Annotated in this window: 9 protein-coding genes; all 9 read right to left on the reverse strand. The window is 67.2% G+C overall.

Features of this window, described 5'->3' with window-relative positions:
* Positions 1-58 precede the first annotated feature (58 nt).
* Entirely contained in the window at positions 59-1,207 is a 1,149-nt protein-coding gene (locus A7W11_RS23055; protein ID WP_066419814.1) for a branched-chain amino acid ABC transporter substrate-binding protein, read from the reverse strand.
* A 780-nt stretch (positions 1,208-1,987) separates the two neighbouring features.
* Positions 1,988-3,037 (reverse strand): extracellular solute-binding protein, encoded by a 1,050-nt coding sequence (locus tag A7W11_RS23060; protein WP_412778754.1) that lies wholly within the window; start codon positions 3,035-3,037, stop codon positions 1,988-1,990.
* Between the two features lie 165 nt (positions 3,038-3,202).
* On the reverse strand, positions 3,203-4,201 hold the full coding sequence (locus A7W11_RS23065; protein WP_066419818.1) for a CobW family GTP-binding protein: 999 nt from the start codon (positions 4,199-4,201) through the stop codon (positions 3,203-3,205).
* A complete protein-coding gene (locus A7W11_RS23070; protein WP_066419820.1) occupies positions 4,179-5,792 on the reverse strand; it encodes an amidohydrolase family protein in 1,614 nt (537 codons plus the stop codon). The genes A7W11_RS23065 and A7W11_RS23070 overlap by 23 nt, the downstream gene beginning before the upstream one ends.
* A 14-nt stretch (positions 5,793-5,806) precedes the next feature.
* The gene (gene putA / locus A7W11_RS23075; protein WP_066419825.1) at positions 5,807-9,625 is read right to left on the reverse strand and encodes a trifunctional transcriptional regulator/proline dehydrogenase/L-glutamate gamma-semialdehyde dehydrogenase; all 3,819 of its coding nucleotides are present in this window, start codon (positions 9,623-9,625) and stop codon (positions 5,807-5,809) included.
* Positions 9,626-9,632: 7 nt separating this feature from the next.
* Complete coding sequence (locus A7W11_RS23080) at positions 9,633-10,880, reverse strand: metal-dependent hydrolase family protein (protein WP_066419826.1); 1,248 nt, start codon at positions 10,878-10,880, stop codon at positions 9,633-9,635.
* 570 nt (positions 10,881-11,450) lie between these two features.
* Entirely contained in the window at positions 11,451-12,335 is an 885-nt protein-coding gene (locus A7W11_RS23085) for an ABC transporter permease (RefSeq protein WP_066419827.1), read from the reverse strand.
* Between the two features lie 10 nt (positions 12,336-12,345).
* Positions 12,346-13,395, reverse strand: coding sequence for an ABC transporter ATP-binding protein (locus tag A7W11_RS23090; RefSeq protein ID WP_066419828.1), 1,050 nt, complete (start codon positions 13,393-13,395; stop codon positions 12,346-12,348).
* Positions 13,396-13,400: 5 nt separating this feature from the next.
* Entirely contained in the window at positions 13,401-14,159 is a 759-nt protein-coding gene (locus A7W11_RS23095) for an ABC transporter permease (RefSeq protein WP_082887520.1), read from the reverse strand.
* Positions 14,160-14,374: the final 215 nt, after the last annotated feature.

Genomic DNA, 14,374 nt, shown 5'->3' on the forward strand with positions numbered 1-14,374 from the left:
CGGCAGTGTAAACCGCCGGCGCACCCGTGCGCCGGCGATGCGCGAAGGCTGCGAGCCGTTATTGGTTGGCCTGGCTGACCATGGTCTGGACCATCTGCCACTTGCCGTCGCGCACCTGGTAGATGGTGACCGAGATTTCCTTCAGGTCGCCGTTCTTGTCGTAGGCGATATGTTCGCTGGTGGCGCCCTTGCGCTCGATCTTGGCCAGCACTGGCAGGTACTTGGCCGGATCGGCCGACCCCGCCTTCTGGATGGCGTCGATCATGGTCCACGCGCCGTCATAGGCATACGGCGCATACACGCCCGGCGCCTTCTTGAAGCGCGCCTCATAGCGTTGCGCGAACGCCTTGCCCGCGCTCATCTGCTCCAGCGGCACGCCGGCCAGCGACGCATAGGTGCCGTCGGACGCATCGCCCGCCAGCTTCAGGAAAGTATCGCTGCGCGTCATCTCGCCCGACACCAGCGGCGCCTTGATGCCCAGCGCCGCCAACTGGCGCTTCATCGGACCCGACTGCGCATCCAGGCCGCCGTAGAAAATGGCGTCCGGCGCCGCGGCCTTGATGTTGGTCAGGATCGCATTGAAATCCGTGGCCTTGTCGGTGGTGTACTCACGGCGCGCGATCGTGCCGCCGGCGGCCTTCACGGCCTTCTCCACTTCGTCCGCCAGGCCCTGGCCATAGGCCGTGCGGTCGTCGATCAGGGCGATCTTCTTCGCCTTCAGGTTCTCGACCATGAACTTGCCGACCGCGGCGCCCTGCTGGGTGTCGCTGGTCATCATGCGGAACGTATTGTCGTAGCCCTGCTTGGTGTACTCGGGCGAGGTCGCCATGGCGATCTGCGGCAGGCCGGCATCGTGGTAGACACGCGAGGCCGGAATCGTGGTGCCCGAATTGAAATGGCCCAGGATGCCGTTGACGTCCTCGTCCACCAATTGCTGCGCCACCTGCACGCCCACGCGCGGATCGGCCTGGTCATCGCGCGACACCAACACGAAGCGCGCGGCCGAGCCGCCCACATTGATGCCCTGCTTGTTGGCCTCTTCGATGGCCAGCGTCAGGCCGTTCTGCATGTCTTCGCCGTAATGCGCCTGCGGGCCGGTCAAAGGACCGGCAAAGCCGAACTTGATATCGGCCGCGTGCGCCGCACCGCCAGCCAGGCAGGCCGCGGCGATGCCGGCAGCCAGGATTTGTCGAGGAAAAGCAAACATCGAAGAGCCTCCAGGGGTCTGAGGGAGGGTACAGGTCGTCCCGCCACTTGTGGTGCGGCCGCCAGGCTGACCACGGCGGCCAGTTGCACCGGAATTTTGCGCCTGGGTAAAACCGGGTCGATATTGGCGATAACCCGTGCAGACAAGGGGGATCGATGTGTGCCCTGAAATGGTGCTCGTTTGGGGGACTCTGGTTTTTATCAGGATGAGGACTCTCTCGTTGTAGGCGTCCCTGCACCGTTTCCGAGAGGCCGCGCCGGCCAAGTCGTCGGGCTCGGGCGCGCCACCAGGCGCCCTCGGCCGCTACGCGGCTTCCCCTCCTCCAATTGGCCGTCACGGCCTCTCGGAAACGGCGCAGGGACTCACATCAGCGGCAGGCATCGAGTGCTGAGTGCAACGGTTTCATTCCGATGGACAGCTAGCGGAATGCAGCGGCTCACATTGATGCCGGGGGATCGGACAACATGATTTCTGCTGCGAGGGCTGCCACATGCAGTGATACGCGACGAGACTGAAACAGCATCGGCATCAAAGCATCCGATGCATGAATCCATCGCGAGCCCCGGTCCTCTCTGTTGGGCTCGGCCCGGCCAATTGGAGCGAGGGAAGCCCCGCGCAGCGGGGCCGAGGGCGCCTGGTGGCGCGCCCGAGCCGAGTGACTTGGCCGGGCCGAGCCCAACAGAGAGGACCGGGGCGCCAATGGAACCAAGAACCACGAACGCAATAAAAAGGCGGCGGGACGATTCATCCCACCGCCTTCATCGCAAAGCAGAGACCGCTTTACAGATCAGCCTTGAACGACTTCGTCCAATATTCGAGGAAAGAAGCCTTCGCCTCGGTCAGCTTCGGCAGATCGTACTGGCGAATGCGCTTGAGTTCGTCCTCCGTGAAGCTCACGCGCTTGCGCAAGTCTTCGGGCAGGTCGGCGTTGCGCACCGTCGGGGCATAACCCATGGCGCGCGCGAAGTTGACCTGGCCAGCCGGGTCCAGCATGGCGTTCAGGTAGCCCCAGGCCGGCTCGACGTTGCGCGAGTTCTTGGCCACCGTGCCTTCGAACACTACCGGGATGCTGCCTTCCTTGGGGATCACGAAATCCAGCGGCAGGCCGGCGTCGCGCCACTGCAGCGCGCGGGCCTTCCACATGGCGGCGACCCAGATCTCGCCCGACTTGAAGGCGGCGGCCACGGCTTCGTTGGACGGGTAGACGCGCGGCGAATTCTTCTTCAGTTCGGCCAGGAACTTCTTGCCCGGCTCGTAGCTGTCGAACTTGTCGCCCGCGCCGCCGGCGCCCACGAACAGGCCGTTATACTGGTACAGGATGTCCGAGAAACCGACGCGGCCCTTGAGCTTCGGGTCGAGCATGATGTCGGTCGAGTCCGGCGCCGTGGGGAACTTCTCGGTGTTGTACACCAGGACCATCGCGCTGAAGATGTGCGGGATGGAGTACGGCGTGCGGAACTGCTCGATCACGTTGCCCAGGTTGGGTACGTACTTGGCGTTGTCCTTGACCGAGGCGATGGCGCCCGACGAGAAGGCGTCGTACATGTCGACCTCGCCCAGCAGCGCCACGTCCATGCTGCCACGGCGGGCATTGCGCTCGGCGCGCAGCTTGGTCACGCGGGCCACGGCATTGCCCGTGTCGAACGTGACGTCGATGCCCGCCTTCTCGACGATGGGCCCGATGTGCTGCTGCAGCAGGTTCTGGTAGTCGCCGCCCCAGGTACCCACGACCACGTTGCCGCCGGCGGCGTGAGCCAGGCCCGGGATCATCGGCAGCGCGGGCGCCAGCACCAGGCCGGATGCGGTTTTCAAAAAGCTGCGGCGGTGCATTCCCCGTGAATTCATGATTGTCCTCTTTACGTGCGTGGGTACTGAAGAAGTGATTGAACTGCGTACTGCTGCTTAGGGTTTCGACGACCTGTGCAACCGTATTCTGCCTGCGGTGAAACCCCGCGGGTACTACCGATAACCCCTACTGGTGATACGTGCCGCGCCCTACTGCAGCGCGCGCAATTGCACCGGCGCGTCGGGCGCCATGGCCTGCAGGTCGGCCAGCTCCAGGTCGCGCGTGATCACCACCAGCACATCCCGGTCGGCGGGCGCCGAGGCCATGCGGCGCGGCATGCCGAAGGTGGTGCCGACCCCCTGGATCAGAATCGGTTCCGCGCAATCGGTGACGCGCAGCAGCGCCTTCACGCGCAGCAGGCGGTCGCCGCAGAAGCCGGCCAGGTCGTCCAGCCACATCGAGAAGTCGGTCCAACTGATGTCGCCGGTGGCGCTGCCTGTCCAGACGCGGATGCGCGGATGGCGCAGCGATCCCGCCGTGCCCGCCTCGCGCAGCGCCTGCAGGGCCAGATCGACGGCCTGCGCGCCCGGCAGCGCGGCAAAGGCCTCGCGCACCGCGGTGGCGCGGTCGGTCTCGGCCACGATGCGCGCCAGCGGATTCAGGGCCTGCGCCCGCGCGCGATGCGCGTCGAGCTCGCCCTCGGGCACCAGGTCGGTCTTGGTCAGCACGATGCGCTGCGCGGCCGCGAATTGCGCAGCCGCCTCTTCGAACTGCGGGTCGCCCAGCGCGCCGGCCGAACAATCGTAGGTGGTGACCACCGTCAGGCGCAGGCCGCGCGAGGCCAGCTCGGGATCGGCCAGCGACGCGATGATGGGGCCCGGCTTGGACAGGCCGCTGGTCTCCAGGATGATGCGCCTGATCGGCCCATGCCCTTGCGGACGCGGCGCGTCCAGCAACGCGTTGACCGTGTGCACCAGACTGCTGCGCAACGAGCAGCACACGCAGCCGTTGGCCAGCAGCGTCATCAGCACGTCGTCCTTGCTGTCCGCGACGATGGCGCCGTCGATGCCGATCTCGCCGGCCTCGTTGACGATCACGCCCGTGTCGGCGGCGTCTTCCCCTTGCAGGAAATCGACCAGCAGGCTGGTCTTGCCGCTGCCCAGGAAGCCCGACAGGATGACCAGATCAACGGGTGTGGGGAGGACCATCCGGATCTCCATCCCAGCTGCCGCGCACCAGTTCGCGCACGTCGGCCAGCAGTTGCTCGGTGTCGTACACCACGCCGCTCTTGATGGTGTAGCGCAGCGCGCGCTTCCATTCGACTTCGCCGGTGTCGTCGTTCAGGCGCATGGCGCCCGTGCCGAACAGCAGCTTGAAGTCCTGCAGCGGGTTCTGGTCCAGGATCAGCAGGTCGGCGCGCTTGCCCACGTCCACCGAGCCGGTGTCGTTGTCGATGCCCAGCAGCTCGGCGCCCAGCGAGGTCGCCGCGCGCAGCACTTCCAGCGGATGGAAACCGGCTTCCTGCAGCAGTTCCAGTTCGCGCACGAAGCCGAAGCCGTAGATCTGGAAGATGAAACCCGAGTCGCTGCCCGCGCAGACGCGGCCGCCAAGGTTCTTGTACTCGTTGATGAACTGCATCCACAGGCGGTAGTTCTGCTTCCACTCGATCTCGTTGGTGGTGCTCCAGCGGTACCAGTAGGCGCCGTGGCCGCCGCGCTGCGGCTGGAAGTACTTCCAGACGGCCTTCCAGGTGTAATCGTCGTGCCAGTCGGCGCGGCGCGCGCGCATCAGGTCGCGGTTGGCGTCGTAGATGTTGAAGGTGGGCACGAAGGTATGGCCCGCCTCCAGGAAGCGATCCATCACCTCGCGCCACTTGGCGCTGCCCGGCTGCGCGGCCTGCATGAAGGTCTGGCCGGCCAGCGAAAAGCGGTAGTACTCGTCGCTGTAGTTGTAGTCGGTGGGAAAGTCCTGCACCACGCGCGTCTCGAACAGCGCCTCGGGCAGGCCGTAGTAATGCTCGGAGCTGGTCAGGCCCCATTCGGCCGACTTCAGCGCGTTCACGCGCGTCACCGCCATCTGCGCATGGTGGCAGCCCGAGCGCAGGCCCAGCTTGCGGGCCTCGTCCAGCGCGGCCTGCATGATGGCCGGCGGCGCGCCGAAGAACTTGATGCCGTCGGCGCCGCGCGCATGCAGCTTGCGCACCCACTCGCGGCCCTGCTCGGGCGTGTGGATGGTCTTGACGCGGTCGTTGACCGCCGGAAACACCACGTGCGCCACGATATGGGGCGCGGCGATCTGGTTGCTGGCGGCCAGTTGCTTCTGCTCCAGGTTCCAGCCCAGGCCGTTCATCGACCCCATCTCGCGGATGGTGGTCACGCCGTGCGCCAGCCACAGCTTGTAGATGTAGTCGGCGGGCGGCACCTCGCCGCTCATCGCGTGGTACGGCGTGCCGATGTGCGCGTGCGAATCGATGAAACCCGGGGTGACGTACTTGCCGTGGCAATCGATCTCGTGCTCGCCCACGGCCGGACGGCGCGCGGGGTTGATGGCCTTGTGCGGCGTGCCCACGTTGACGATGGCGACGATGCGGTCGCGCTCGACCACGATGTCCACCGGCCCCCACGGCGGCGCGCCGGTGCCGTCGATGATGGTGGCGCCGCGCAGCACGAGGCGCTTGTACGGGCCGTCGCCGCGGTCGCGCGCGCTGGCCGCGTGCGGCGGATGCCAGCCCTTGGCGGCGTTCAGGTCGCGCGACTCTTCGCCGACCTCGGCATTGGCATGGGGATTATCAGTGGACATCGATCTCTCCTCGATCAGCCGATGGTCATCAGGCTGGCGTTGCCGCCAGCGGCGGCGGTATTGACACTCAACGAACACTCCGTCAGCAGCCGGTCGGGCACGTATGCGGCTCCCGCCGCCAGCGCATCCGGCGTCAGCCCCTGCACCGACAGGATCGGGCCGGGGCGCGCCGCCACGCGGCGGTTCAGTTCACGCAGTGCGTCGCTGTCGCCTTCGAACAGCACCGCGTCGTACTCGGCGCTGTCGATGCCGCCATCCTGCACCAGTTCGATACGCTCGCGCGCCGCGGCATCCTGCTTGTCGCGCCATTGGCGCGCTTGCGGCGTATCCAGCAGCAGCAAGGCGTTGCCGGTAAGCTGCGCGGCGGCCCACTGGGCCTGCGCGCCGGCTTCGGTCGCGGCCACGCCCAGCACGCGGCCGCGCGGCAGCAGGCGGTAGGTATTCTGCTCGCCGGTGGGCCCCGGCAGCGCGATGGCCAGCGGCTGGTCGTGCGAGGCTTCCGCCCAGGCCGGCAGGCCCGTGGGACGCACGGCCAGCAGACGGTACAGGTACAGCGGACCGCCGGCCTTGGGACCGGTGCCCGACAGGCCTTCGCCGCCGAACGGCTGCACGCCCACCACCGCGCCCACGATGTTCCGGTTCACGTACATATTGCCCGCGTGGACCTTGCCGGTGACCTTGGCGATGGTCTCGTCGATGCGCGTGTGCACGCCGAACGTCAGGCCATAGCCGGTGCCGTTGATCTGGTCCAGCACGCCGTCCAGGTCATCGCGCGAATAGCGCAGCACGTGCAGCACCGGGCCGAACACTTCGCGCGTCAGCTCGCTCAGGTCGTTCAGTTCGATCAGCGTGGGCGGCACGAAGGTGCCGTAACGTGCGCGCGGATCCATCTCGATCTGGTCCACGCGGCGGCCCGCGGTGCGCATGGCTTCGATGTGGCGCTGGATGCCGGTGCGGGCCTCCGCGTCGATCACCGGGCCCACGTCGGTGGACAGCTGGTCGGGGTTGCCCACGCGCAGTTCGCGCATGGCGCCGCGCAGCATGGTCAGCACGTGATCGGCGCTGTCTTCCTGCACGCACAGCACGCGCAGCGCGGAGCAGCGCTGGCCCGCCGAATCGTAGGCCGAGTTCAGCACGTCGGCCACGACCTGCTCGGCCAGGGCCGAGGAGTCCACGATCATGGCGTTCTGGCCGCCAGTCTCGGCGATCAGCGGAATGGTGCGGCCGGCGTCGTCCAGGCGTTCGGACAAGGCGCGCGCGATCAGGCGCGCCACCTCGGTCGAGCCGGTGAACATCACGCCATGCACGCCCGGGCTGGCCACCAGTTCGGCGCCGACGGTCTCGCCCCGGCCCGGCAACAATTGCACCGCGCCCGCGGGCACACCGGCCTGTCGCAGGATCTCGACCGCCTGCGCGGCGATCAGCGGCGTCTGCTCCGCAGGCTTGGCGATGACGGTATTACCCGCCGCCAGCGCGGCAGCCACCTGGCCGGTGAAGATGGCCAGCGGGAAGTTCCACGGGCTGATGCACAGCACGGTGCCCAGCGGACGGTGCGTATCGTTGCCGAACTCGCGTTCGATCTGCTCCGCGTAGTAGCGCAGGAAATCGACGGCTTCGCGTACCTCGGCGATGGCATTGGGCAGCGACTTGCCGGCCTCGCGCACGATCAGGCCCAAAAGGCCCTGCATGCGTTCTTCCAGCAACTGCGCGGCGCGTCGCAGGCACTGCGCGCGCGCCTCGACGGGCGTGGACTGCCAGATCGGCGCGGCGTTGGCGGCCTCGCGCAAGGCGGCCTTCACCTCGGCGGAATCGGCCTCGATGACGCGGCCCACCACGTCGCGGTGATCCGCCGGGTTGCGCACGTCGGCGGCGCGCTCGTCGTTCCACGCGGCAGCGTCGCCCAGCATCGGGCCGGCGCGCCAGGCGGTGGCGGCACTGGCCAGCAGCGCGGCCGACAGCGAACTGAGACGGTGCTCGTTGCTCAGGTCCAGACCGGCCGAGTTGATGCGTTCGCCCTTGGAGGCCTGTCCGTACAGTTCGCGCGGCAGCGGGATCTTCTCGTGCGGGGCGCCCAACGGCACCACGCGCGCGGCGGCCTCGACCGGATCGGCCACCAGTTGATCGACCGGAATGCTCTCGTCGCCGATCAGATTCACGAACGAGGTGTTGGCGCCGTTTTCCAGCAGGCGGCGCACCAGGTACGCCAGCAGCGTTTCATGCGTGCCCACCGGCGCGTAGATGCGGCACGGGCGGTTCAGCTTGCCCTGCGCCACCGCGCCCACCACCTCTTCGTACAGCGGCTCGCCCATGCCGTGCAGGCACTGGAACTCGTACTGGCCGGGATAGTAGTTCTGGCCCGCCAACTGATAGATGGCCGCCAGCGTGTAGGCGTTGTGCGTGGCGAACTGCGGATAGACCGCCTCGGGCGCGCCCAGCAGCTTGCGCGCGCAGGCCAGGTACGCCACGTCGGTGTAGATCTTGCGGGTGTAGACGGGATAGCCTTCCAGGCCATCGACCTGGGCGCGCTTGATCTCGGTGTCCCAGTAGGCGCCCTTCACCAGCCGCACCATGATGCGGTGGCGGCTGCGGCGCGCCAGGTCGATCACGAAATCGATGACGAACGGCGCGCGCTTCTGGTAGGCCTGGATGACGAAGCCGATGCCGTTCCAGCCTTCCAGCTCGGGCGTGTGGCAGAGCGCCTCCAGCAGGTCCAGCGAGATTTCCAGGCGGTCGGCCTCTTCGGCATCGATGTTCAGGCCCACGTCGTAGCCGCGCGCCAGGATCGCCAGCTCGCGCACGCGCGGCAGCAGCTCGGTCATGACGCGGTCGCGCTGCGCGCGCGCATAGCGCGGATGCAGCGCCGACAGCTTGATCGAGATGCCCGGGCCTTCGTAGATGCCGCGGCCCGCGCCGGCCTTGCCGATGGAATGGATGGCCTGCTCGTACGAGGCGTAGTAGCGTTCGGCGTCGTCGGCCGTGGTGGCGGCCTCGCCCAGCATGTCGTACGAATAGCGGAAGCCGCGGGCTTCCATCTTGCGGTTGTTGGCCAGCGCCTCGGAGATGGTCTGACCCGACACGAACTGCTCGCCCATCATCCGCATCGCCAGGTTCACGCCCTTGCGGATCAGCGGCTCGCCGCCCTTGCCGATCAGGCGCGTCAGCGCGCGCGACAGGTTCTGCTCGCTGTTCACGGCGACCAGCTTGCCCGTCAGCATCAGCCCCCAGGTGGCCGCATTGACGAACAGCGACTGCCGCCCGCCGATGTGCGACTTCCAGTCGCCGCGGGCCACCTTGTCGCGGATCAGCGCGTCGCGCGTGGCGCGGTCGGGAATGCGCAGCAGGGCTTCGGCCAGGCACATCAGCGCCACGCCTTCCTGGCTGGACAGCGAGAATTCCTGGATCAGGCCTTCCACGCCGCCGCCCGTGCGCTTGCCGCGCAGGGCCTGCACCAGGCCGGCGGCCATGGCGTGGATCTTTTCCAGATTGGGCATGCGCGCCTGGCCCAGCAGCAGCGGCACGCATTCGGGTTCGGGACGCCGGTAGGCGGCCGTGATGGCCGCGCGCAGCACGGATTGCGGCTGCACGTCCTGGCCGAACTCGAAGAAAGGCGGGGTGGCGGCCGAAGCCGCGTGATCGGTGTCCTCGCCCTCGGCCTCGTCGGCCGCCAGGTGCGCCATCTCGGCAGGCAACTGCCCACGCTCGATCTTGTCGAGGTAAGACAGCAACGCCTGCTTGTGCAGCCAGTGCGGCGTGCAATTGAGCTTCTGCGCGGCCGCTTTCAGGCGGTCACGCAGGGCGTCGTCCACCTTGACACCCAGAGTTGTACTGACCATGACGGATTCAGGCCTTGAGTTCGTTGTGATGGATCGCGCCGTCTTTCATCACCAGGGGAATGTGATCGCCCTGGCCCAGCAGGCACGACACGTCGCGGTACGGATTGCCGTCGACCACCAGCACGTCGGCGGTCGCGCCCGGCACCAGGCGGCCCAGGCGGTCTTCCATGCGCAGCACTTCGGCGGCCGTGGTGGTGGCGCTCTGGATCACTTCCCAGTTCGACAGCACTTCGGCGCGGATGCGGAATTCATCGCTCTGCAGGCGCTGCGATGGGCCCAGCAGGTCGGAACCGAAGCCGATCTTCACGCCCGCCTTCTTGTAGATGTCCAGCGACTGCAGGCCGGCGGTGCGCACCGTGGCGATCTTGGCGACGCTGTCGGGCGGCAGGCCGTAGTCGGCGCCTTCGTTGGCCAGGGCTTCGTACGTGACCAGCGTGGGCACCACGTAGGCGCCCTTCTCGGCCATGATCTTCGCCACGCGCTCGTCGACCAGGTTGCCGTGCTCGATGGTGCGCACGCCCAGGCGCACGGCGCGCTCGATGGCTTCGGCGGTGTACGAGTGCGCCATCACGTAGGTCTGGCGGCCGGCGGCCTCTTCCACGATGACGCGGATCTCGTCCTCGGAGTAGCCGAACGAGGCGATGGGATCGGTGGGCGACGCCACGCCGCCCGAGGCCATCATCTTGATCTGGTCGGCGCCCATCTGCAATTCCTGGCGCACGGCCTTGCGCACGTCCTCGATGCCGTCGGCCACGCGGCCGATGTCGCCCGCGCGGAAGCAGCAGCCGCAGAAGCTCATGGGGCGCAGGTGGTCGGAGCGCGGACGCGGATCGCCGTGGCCGCCCGTCTGGCTGATCGCACGGCCCGAGATGAACAGGCGCGGGCCCGCCACGACGCCCTCTTCCACGGCGCACTTCAGGCCCCAGCCCGCGCCGCCGGCATCGCGCACGGTGGTGAAGCCGCGGCGCAGCATGGCCGACATGATGGGCACGGCGCGCATCATCACCAGCGCGTCGGGCAGCACGCCCTGCGAGCTGAGGTTCAGCTGCGTGGCCATCACGTGGGCGTGCAGGTCGATCAGGCCGGGCATCAGCGTCTTGCCGGCCACGTCGATGACCTGGGCCGACGATGCCGTGATCGGCTTGTCGGACACTTCCTTGATCTTCCCGTCCTCCACCAGCACATGGAAGCCCTCTTGCAATTCGGGCTGCGTGGGGTCGAGCAAGGCGGCGTTCTTGAACAGTACAGCGGTCATCGGGATTGCTCCGTGCGTGTCGTTAGTATCGTGAATGTGGGGAGAATTGCCGGTTGAGGTTTTCTTTTGGCAGAGTTGGGTTCTTGAGACGCCCGTGCCTGCCGGAGGGCGCGCGTCGGCCAAGTCGTCGGGCTCGGGCGCGCCAGCAGGCGCCCTCGGCCGCTACGCGGCTTCCCCTCCTCCAATTGGCCGACGCGCGCCCTCCGGCAGACACGGGCTCGCAACGTCTCCAGTTCCGAAGGTTTCCCGGCCTGCATCCGGTAATGGCAAGCGATAGCGGCCGGTGCAGGCCGCAAACAGAGTTGCTGCAAAGCCGTCCATCGGCGGCTGTGCCGCGGGGCAGCGGCATGTTGCTGGCGTGAGTCCTCGGTGAGGCTGGGGCGCGCGGCCCGGCCAATTGGAGGAGGGGCAGTCCCGCGCAGCGGGACCGAGGGCGCCTGATGGCGCGCCCGAGCCCGACGACTTGGCCGGGACGCGCGCCCCAGCCTCGCCGAGGACGTCCCACGAAGATCCCCCTCCCCTGACCAGGAGCGCTCCACAAAGGCCTCTCCAAAGGAATCAGACACAACATCACCCCCCCATCGTCTTGACGTAGCGGCGATGAATCAGCCAGTTGGAAAAAGTGGCGATCAGCAGCGTGGCGCACACCAGCACCAGCGCCAGCGCCGAGCCGAACGGCCAGTTCGAGGCGCGCGTGATCTGGTCGTACAGCGCCGGGGCCATCATGGTCAGGCCGGTGCCGCCCAACAGCACGGGCGTGGCGTAGGCGTTCATGCACAGGATGAACACCAGCATGGTGCCGGCCGCCACGCCGGGCGCGGCGATGGGCAGGATCACACGGCGGAAGGTAGTGAAGAAGCCCGCGCCCAGGTTCTGCGCCGCCTCTTCCACCGAGAAGTCGATGCCTTCCAGCACGCTCTGCAGCGTCAGGATCAGGTACGGCATGACCACCGCCGTGGTGCCGATGACCACGGCCGTAGGCGTGTACATGAACTTCATCGGCTCGCTGGTCAGGCCGATACCCATCAGCAGCGCGTTCAGCGCGCCCGCGTTGCCCAGGATCACCATCCAGCCGGCCGCGCGCACCACGTTGCCCACCATCAGCGGAAACACCAGCAGGATGATGAACAGGCTCTTGAAGCGGCTTTGCGTCTTGGCCAGGAAGTACGCCACGGGAAAGCCCAGCACCAGGGCCAGCACCGTGCACAAGCCGGCCACCCACACCGTGTTGAAGAACACGTCGTGGTAGTACGGATCGGAAAAGAAGCGCACGTAGTTCTCGAACGTGAACGCCTCCTGCATCATCTCCTGCGGGTCGAACCTGTTGAAGCTGTAGCGGAACAGCAGCAGGATCGGCACCATGATGATGAGCAGCACCACCAGCGAGGCCGGAAAGGCCATGCTGGGGCCGAGCAGCGAGTCGCGGCTGGGCCGGGCGATAGCGGTCGTCGTCATCGCGGCCCCGTCATTCCGAAAACAGCACGCAGTCGGCGGGCTGGAAGCTGGCGTACACCCGTGTGCCGGTGGCGATGGGCAGATCGTGGCGCGAGGCGCCGTTGGGCACCTGGCTGGCGATGGTCTCGCCGCTGTCGAGCTTCACCCGCACTTCGAGCAGCGAGCCCAGGTACACGGCCGACTCGACCACGCCGGCCAGGGTGTTGCCCTGCCCCGGCTGCACCGTCAGGTAGACGCGTTCGGGACGCACGCCCAGGTGGCGCGCATTGGCCACGCCGCCCTGCGCATCGATGCGCGTGCCCTTCTCGGTCGTGAAGGCCGTGCCGTCCAGGCCGCCACGGAAGAAGTTCATCTTGCCCAGGAAATCGGCCACGAACAGGTTGGCGGGACGCTCGTACAACTCTTGCGGGCCGCCGACCTGCTGCACCTTGCCGTCGTGCATGATGGCCATGCGGTCGGCGATGGCCAGGGCTTCTTCCTGGTCGTGCGTGACGAAGATGGTGGTCAGGCCCAGGCGCTGCTGCAGCGAGCGGATCTCTTCGCGCACTTCGACGCGCAGCTTGGCGTCCAGGTTGGACAGCGGTTCGTCCAGCAGGAACACCTTGGGCTGGATGGCCAGCGCGCGGGCGATGGCCACACGCTGCTGCTGGCCGCCGGACAGCTGGCGCGGGTAGCGGTCGCGCAGCTCGGTCATGCGCACCATGTCCAGCACCGTGCGGATGCGCGTATCGCGCTCGGCCGCCGGCACTTTGTGCATTTCCAGGCCGAAGGACACGTTCTGCGCCACAGTCATGTGGGGGAACAGCGCATAGCGCTGGAACACCATGCCGGTATTGCGCTTGTGCACGGGCAAGGGCGTGACGTCGGTCTCGCCGATGCGGATCGTGCCCGCCGTGGGTTCGATGAAGCCCGCGATCATGCGCAGCGTGGTGGTCTTGCCGCAGCCGCTGGGGCCCAGGAAAGCCACCAGTTCGCCGTCTGCGATGTCCAGGGTGAAATCCGAGACGGCAACCGAGTTGCCGAATTGCTTCTTGAGTCGTTCGATGCTGACCTTGGCCATTTTTCTTAAACCACCTGGCTGAGTTTCACGAAGCGGTCGGTCACCAGCATGACGATGCCCAACAGCAGGATCTGGACCGACGCCACCGCCGCGATGGTGGGATCCAGATTGAATTCGAGGTATTGCATGATCGCGATGGGCAGGGTCGTATGGCCCGGGCCCACCAGGGAAAGCGACAGTTCGAGGTTCTCGAACGAGACGACGAAGCTGAACAGCGCCGCCGCCACGATGCCCGGCCGCAGCATGGGCAGCGTGACGCGCAGGAAAGCCACGCGGCCGCTGGCGCCCAGGTTGCGCGCCGCCTCTTCGATGGAAGGATCCAGGCCGGCCATGCTGGCCGACACCAGGCGCACGGTCCAGGGAATGGTCAGGCACACGTGGGCGATGACCAGCCCGCCGTAGGTGCCGACGATGTCCATGTCCAGGAAGTTCTCGGCCGCCAGGTAGAACAGGTAGATGGCGATGCCGGCCACGATGCCGGGAATCAGCAGCGGCGACAGCAGCAGCGTATTGACGGTGCGGCCGCCCGCGAACTTGTAGCGGACGATGCCCAGCGCGGCCAGCACGCCCATGACCACGCCGGCCACGGCGGCCAGCACGGCCACCTGCAGGCTGAACAGGAACCCGTTGGCGAAGGCGTCGTTGTCCCAGGCCTTCAGGTACCACTGCGTGGTGTAGCCGGACGGGGGGAAGAAGAGGATGGCGTCCTTGAAGAAGCTCAGCCACACCACGAAGATCAGCGGGCAGAGCATGAAGAAGTACATCAGGACGACGAAGGCGCGATGCAGGATGCGCGCCAGGGGAAAGCGGCCTCGCCGGACGGGAGCCGGCGCATCGGCGCCCGGAACGGGCGTAGCGGTGATTGCCAAGACACTTCCTCAGTAAGACGCCGCGCCACGGAAGCCCGTGCAAAGGAACGCGACGTATCTATCGGTAAACCGGGATACTAAGGAAGTTGCAACCACTTTGAAATACTGGT

The organism is Bordetella ansorpii (assembly GCF_900078315.1).
GTDB lineage: Bacteria > Pseudomonadota > Gammaproteobacteria > Burkholderiales > Burkholderiaceae_B > Bordetella > Bordetella ansorpii.

What these genes read in the sequence shown, in the direction of transcription:
- putA (WP_066419825.1), bottom strand. Translation starts at nt 9,625, where the DNA reads ATGGTCAGTACAACTCTGGGTGTCAAGGTGGACGACGCCCTGCGTGAC.
- A7W11_RS23055 (WP_066419814.1), bottom strand. Translation starts at nt 1,207, where the DNA reads ATGTTTGCTTTTCCTCGACAAATCCTGGCTGCCGGCATCGCCGCGGCC.
- A7W11_RS23060 (WP_412778754.1), bottom strand. Translation starts at nt 3,037, where the DNA reads ATGCACCGCCGCAGCTTTTTGAAAACCGCATCCGGCCTGGTGCTGGCG.
- A7W11_RS23085 (WP_066419827.1), bottom strand. Translation starts at nt 12,335, where the DNA reads ATGACGACGACCGCTATCGCCCGGCCCAGCCGCGACTCGCTGCTCGGC.
- A7W11_RS23080 (WP_066419826.1), bottom strand. Translation starts at nt 10,880, where the DNA reads ATGACCGCTGTACTGTTCAAGAACGCCGCCTTGCTCGACCCCACGCAG.
- A7W11_RS23090 (WP_066419828.1), bottom strand. Translation starts at nt 13,395, where the DNA reads ATGGCCAAGGTCAGCATCGAACGACTCAAGAAGCAATTCGGCAACTCG.
- A7W11_RS23070 (WP_066419820.1), bottom strand. Translation starts at nt 5,792, where the DNA reads ATGTCCACTGATAATCCCCATGCCAATGCCGAGGTCGGCGAAGAGTCG.
- A7W11_RS23065 (WP_066419818.1), bottom strand. Translation starts at nt 4,201, where the DNA reads ATGGTCCTCCCCACACCCGTTGATCTGGTCATCCTGTCGGGCTTCCTG.
- A7W11_RS23095 (WP_082887520.1), bottom strand. Translation starts at nt 14,159, where the DNA reads ATGTACTTCTTCATGCTCTGCCCGCTGATCTTCGTGGTGTGGCTGAGC.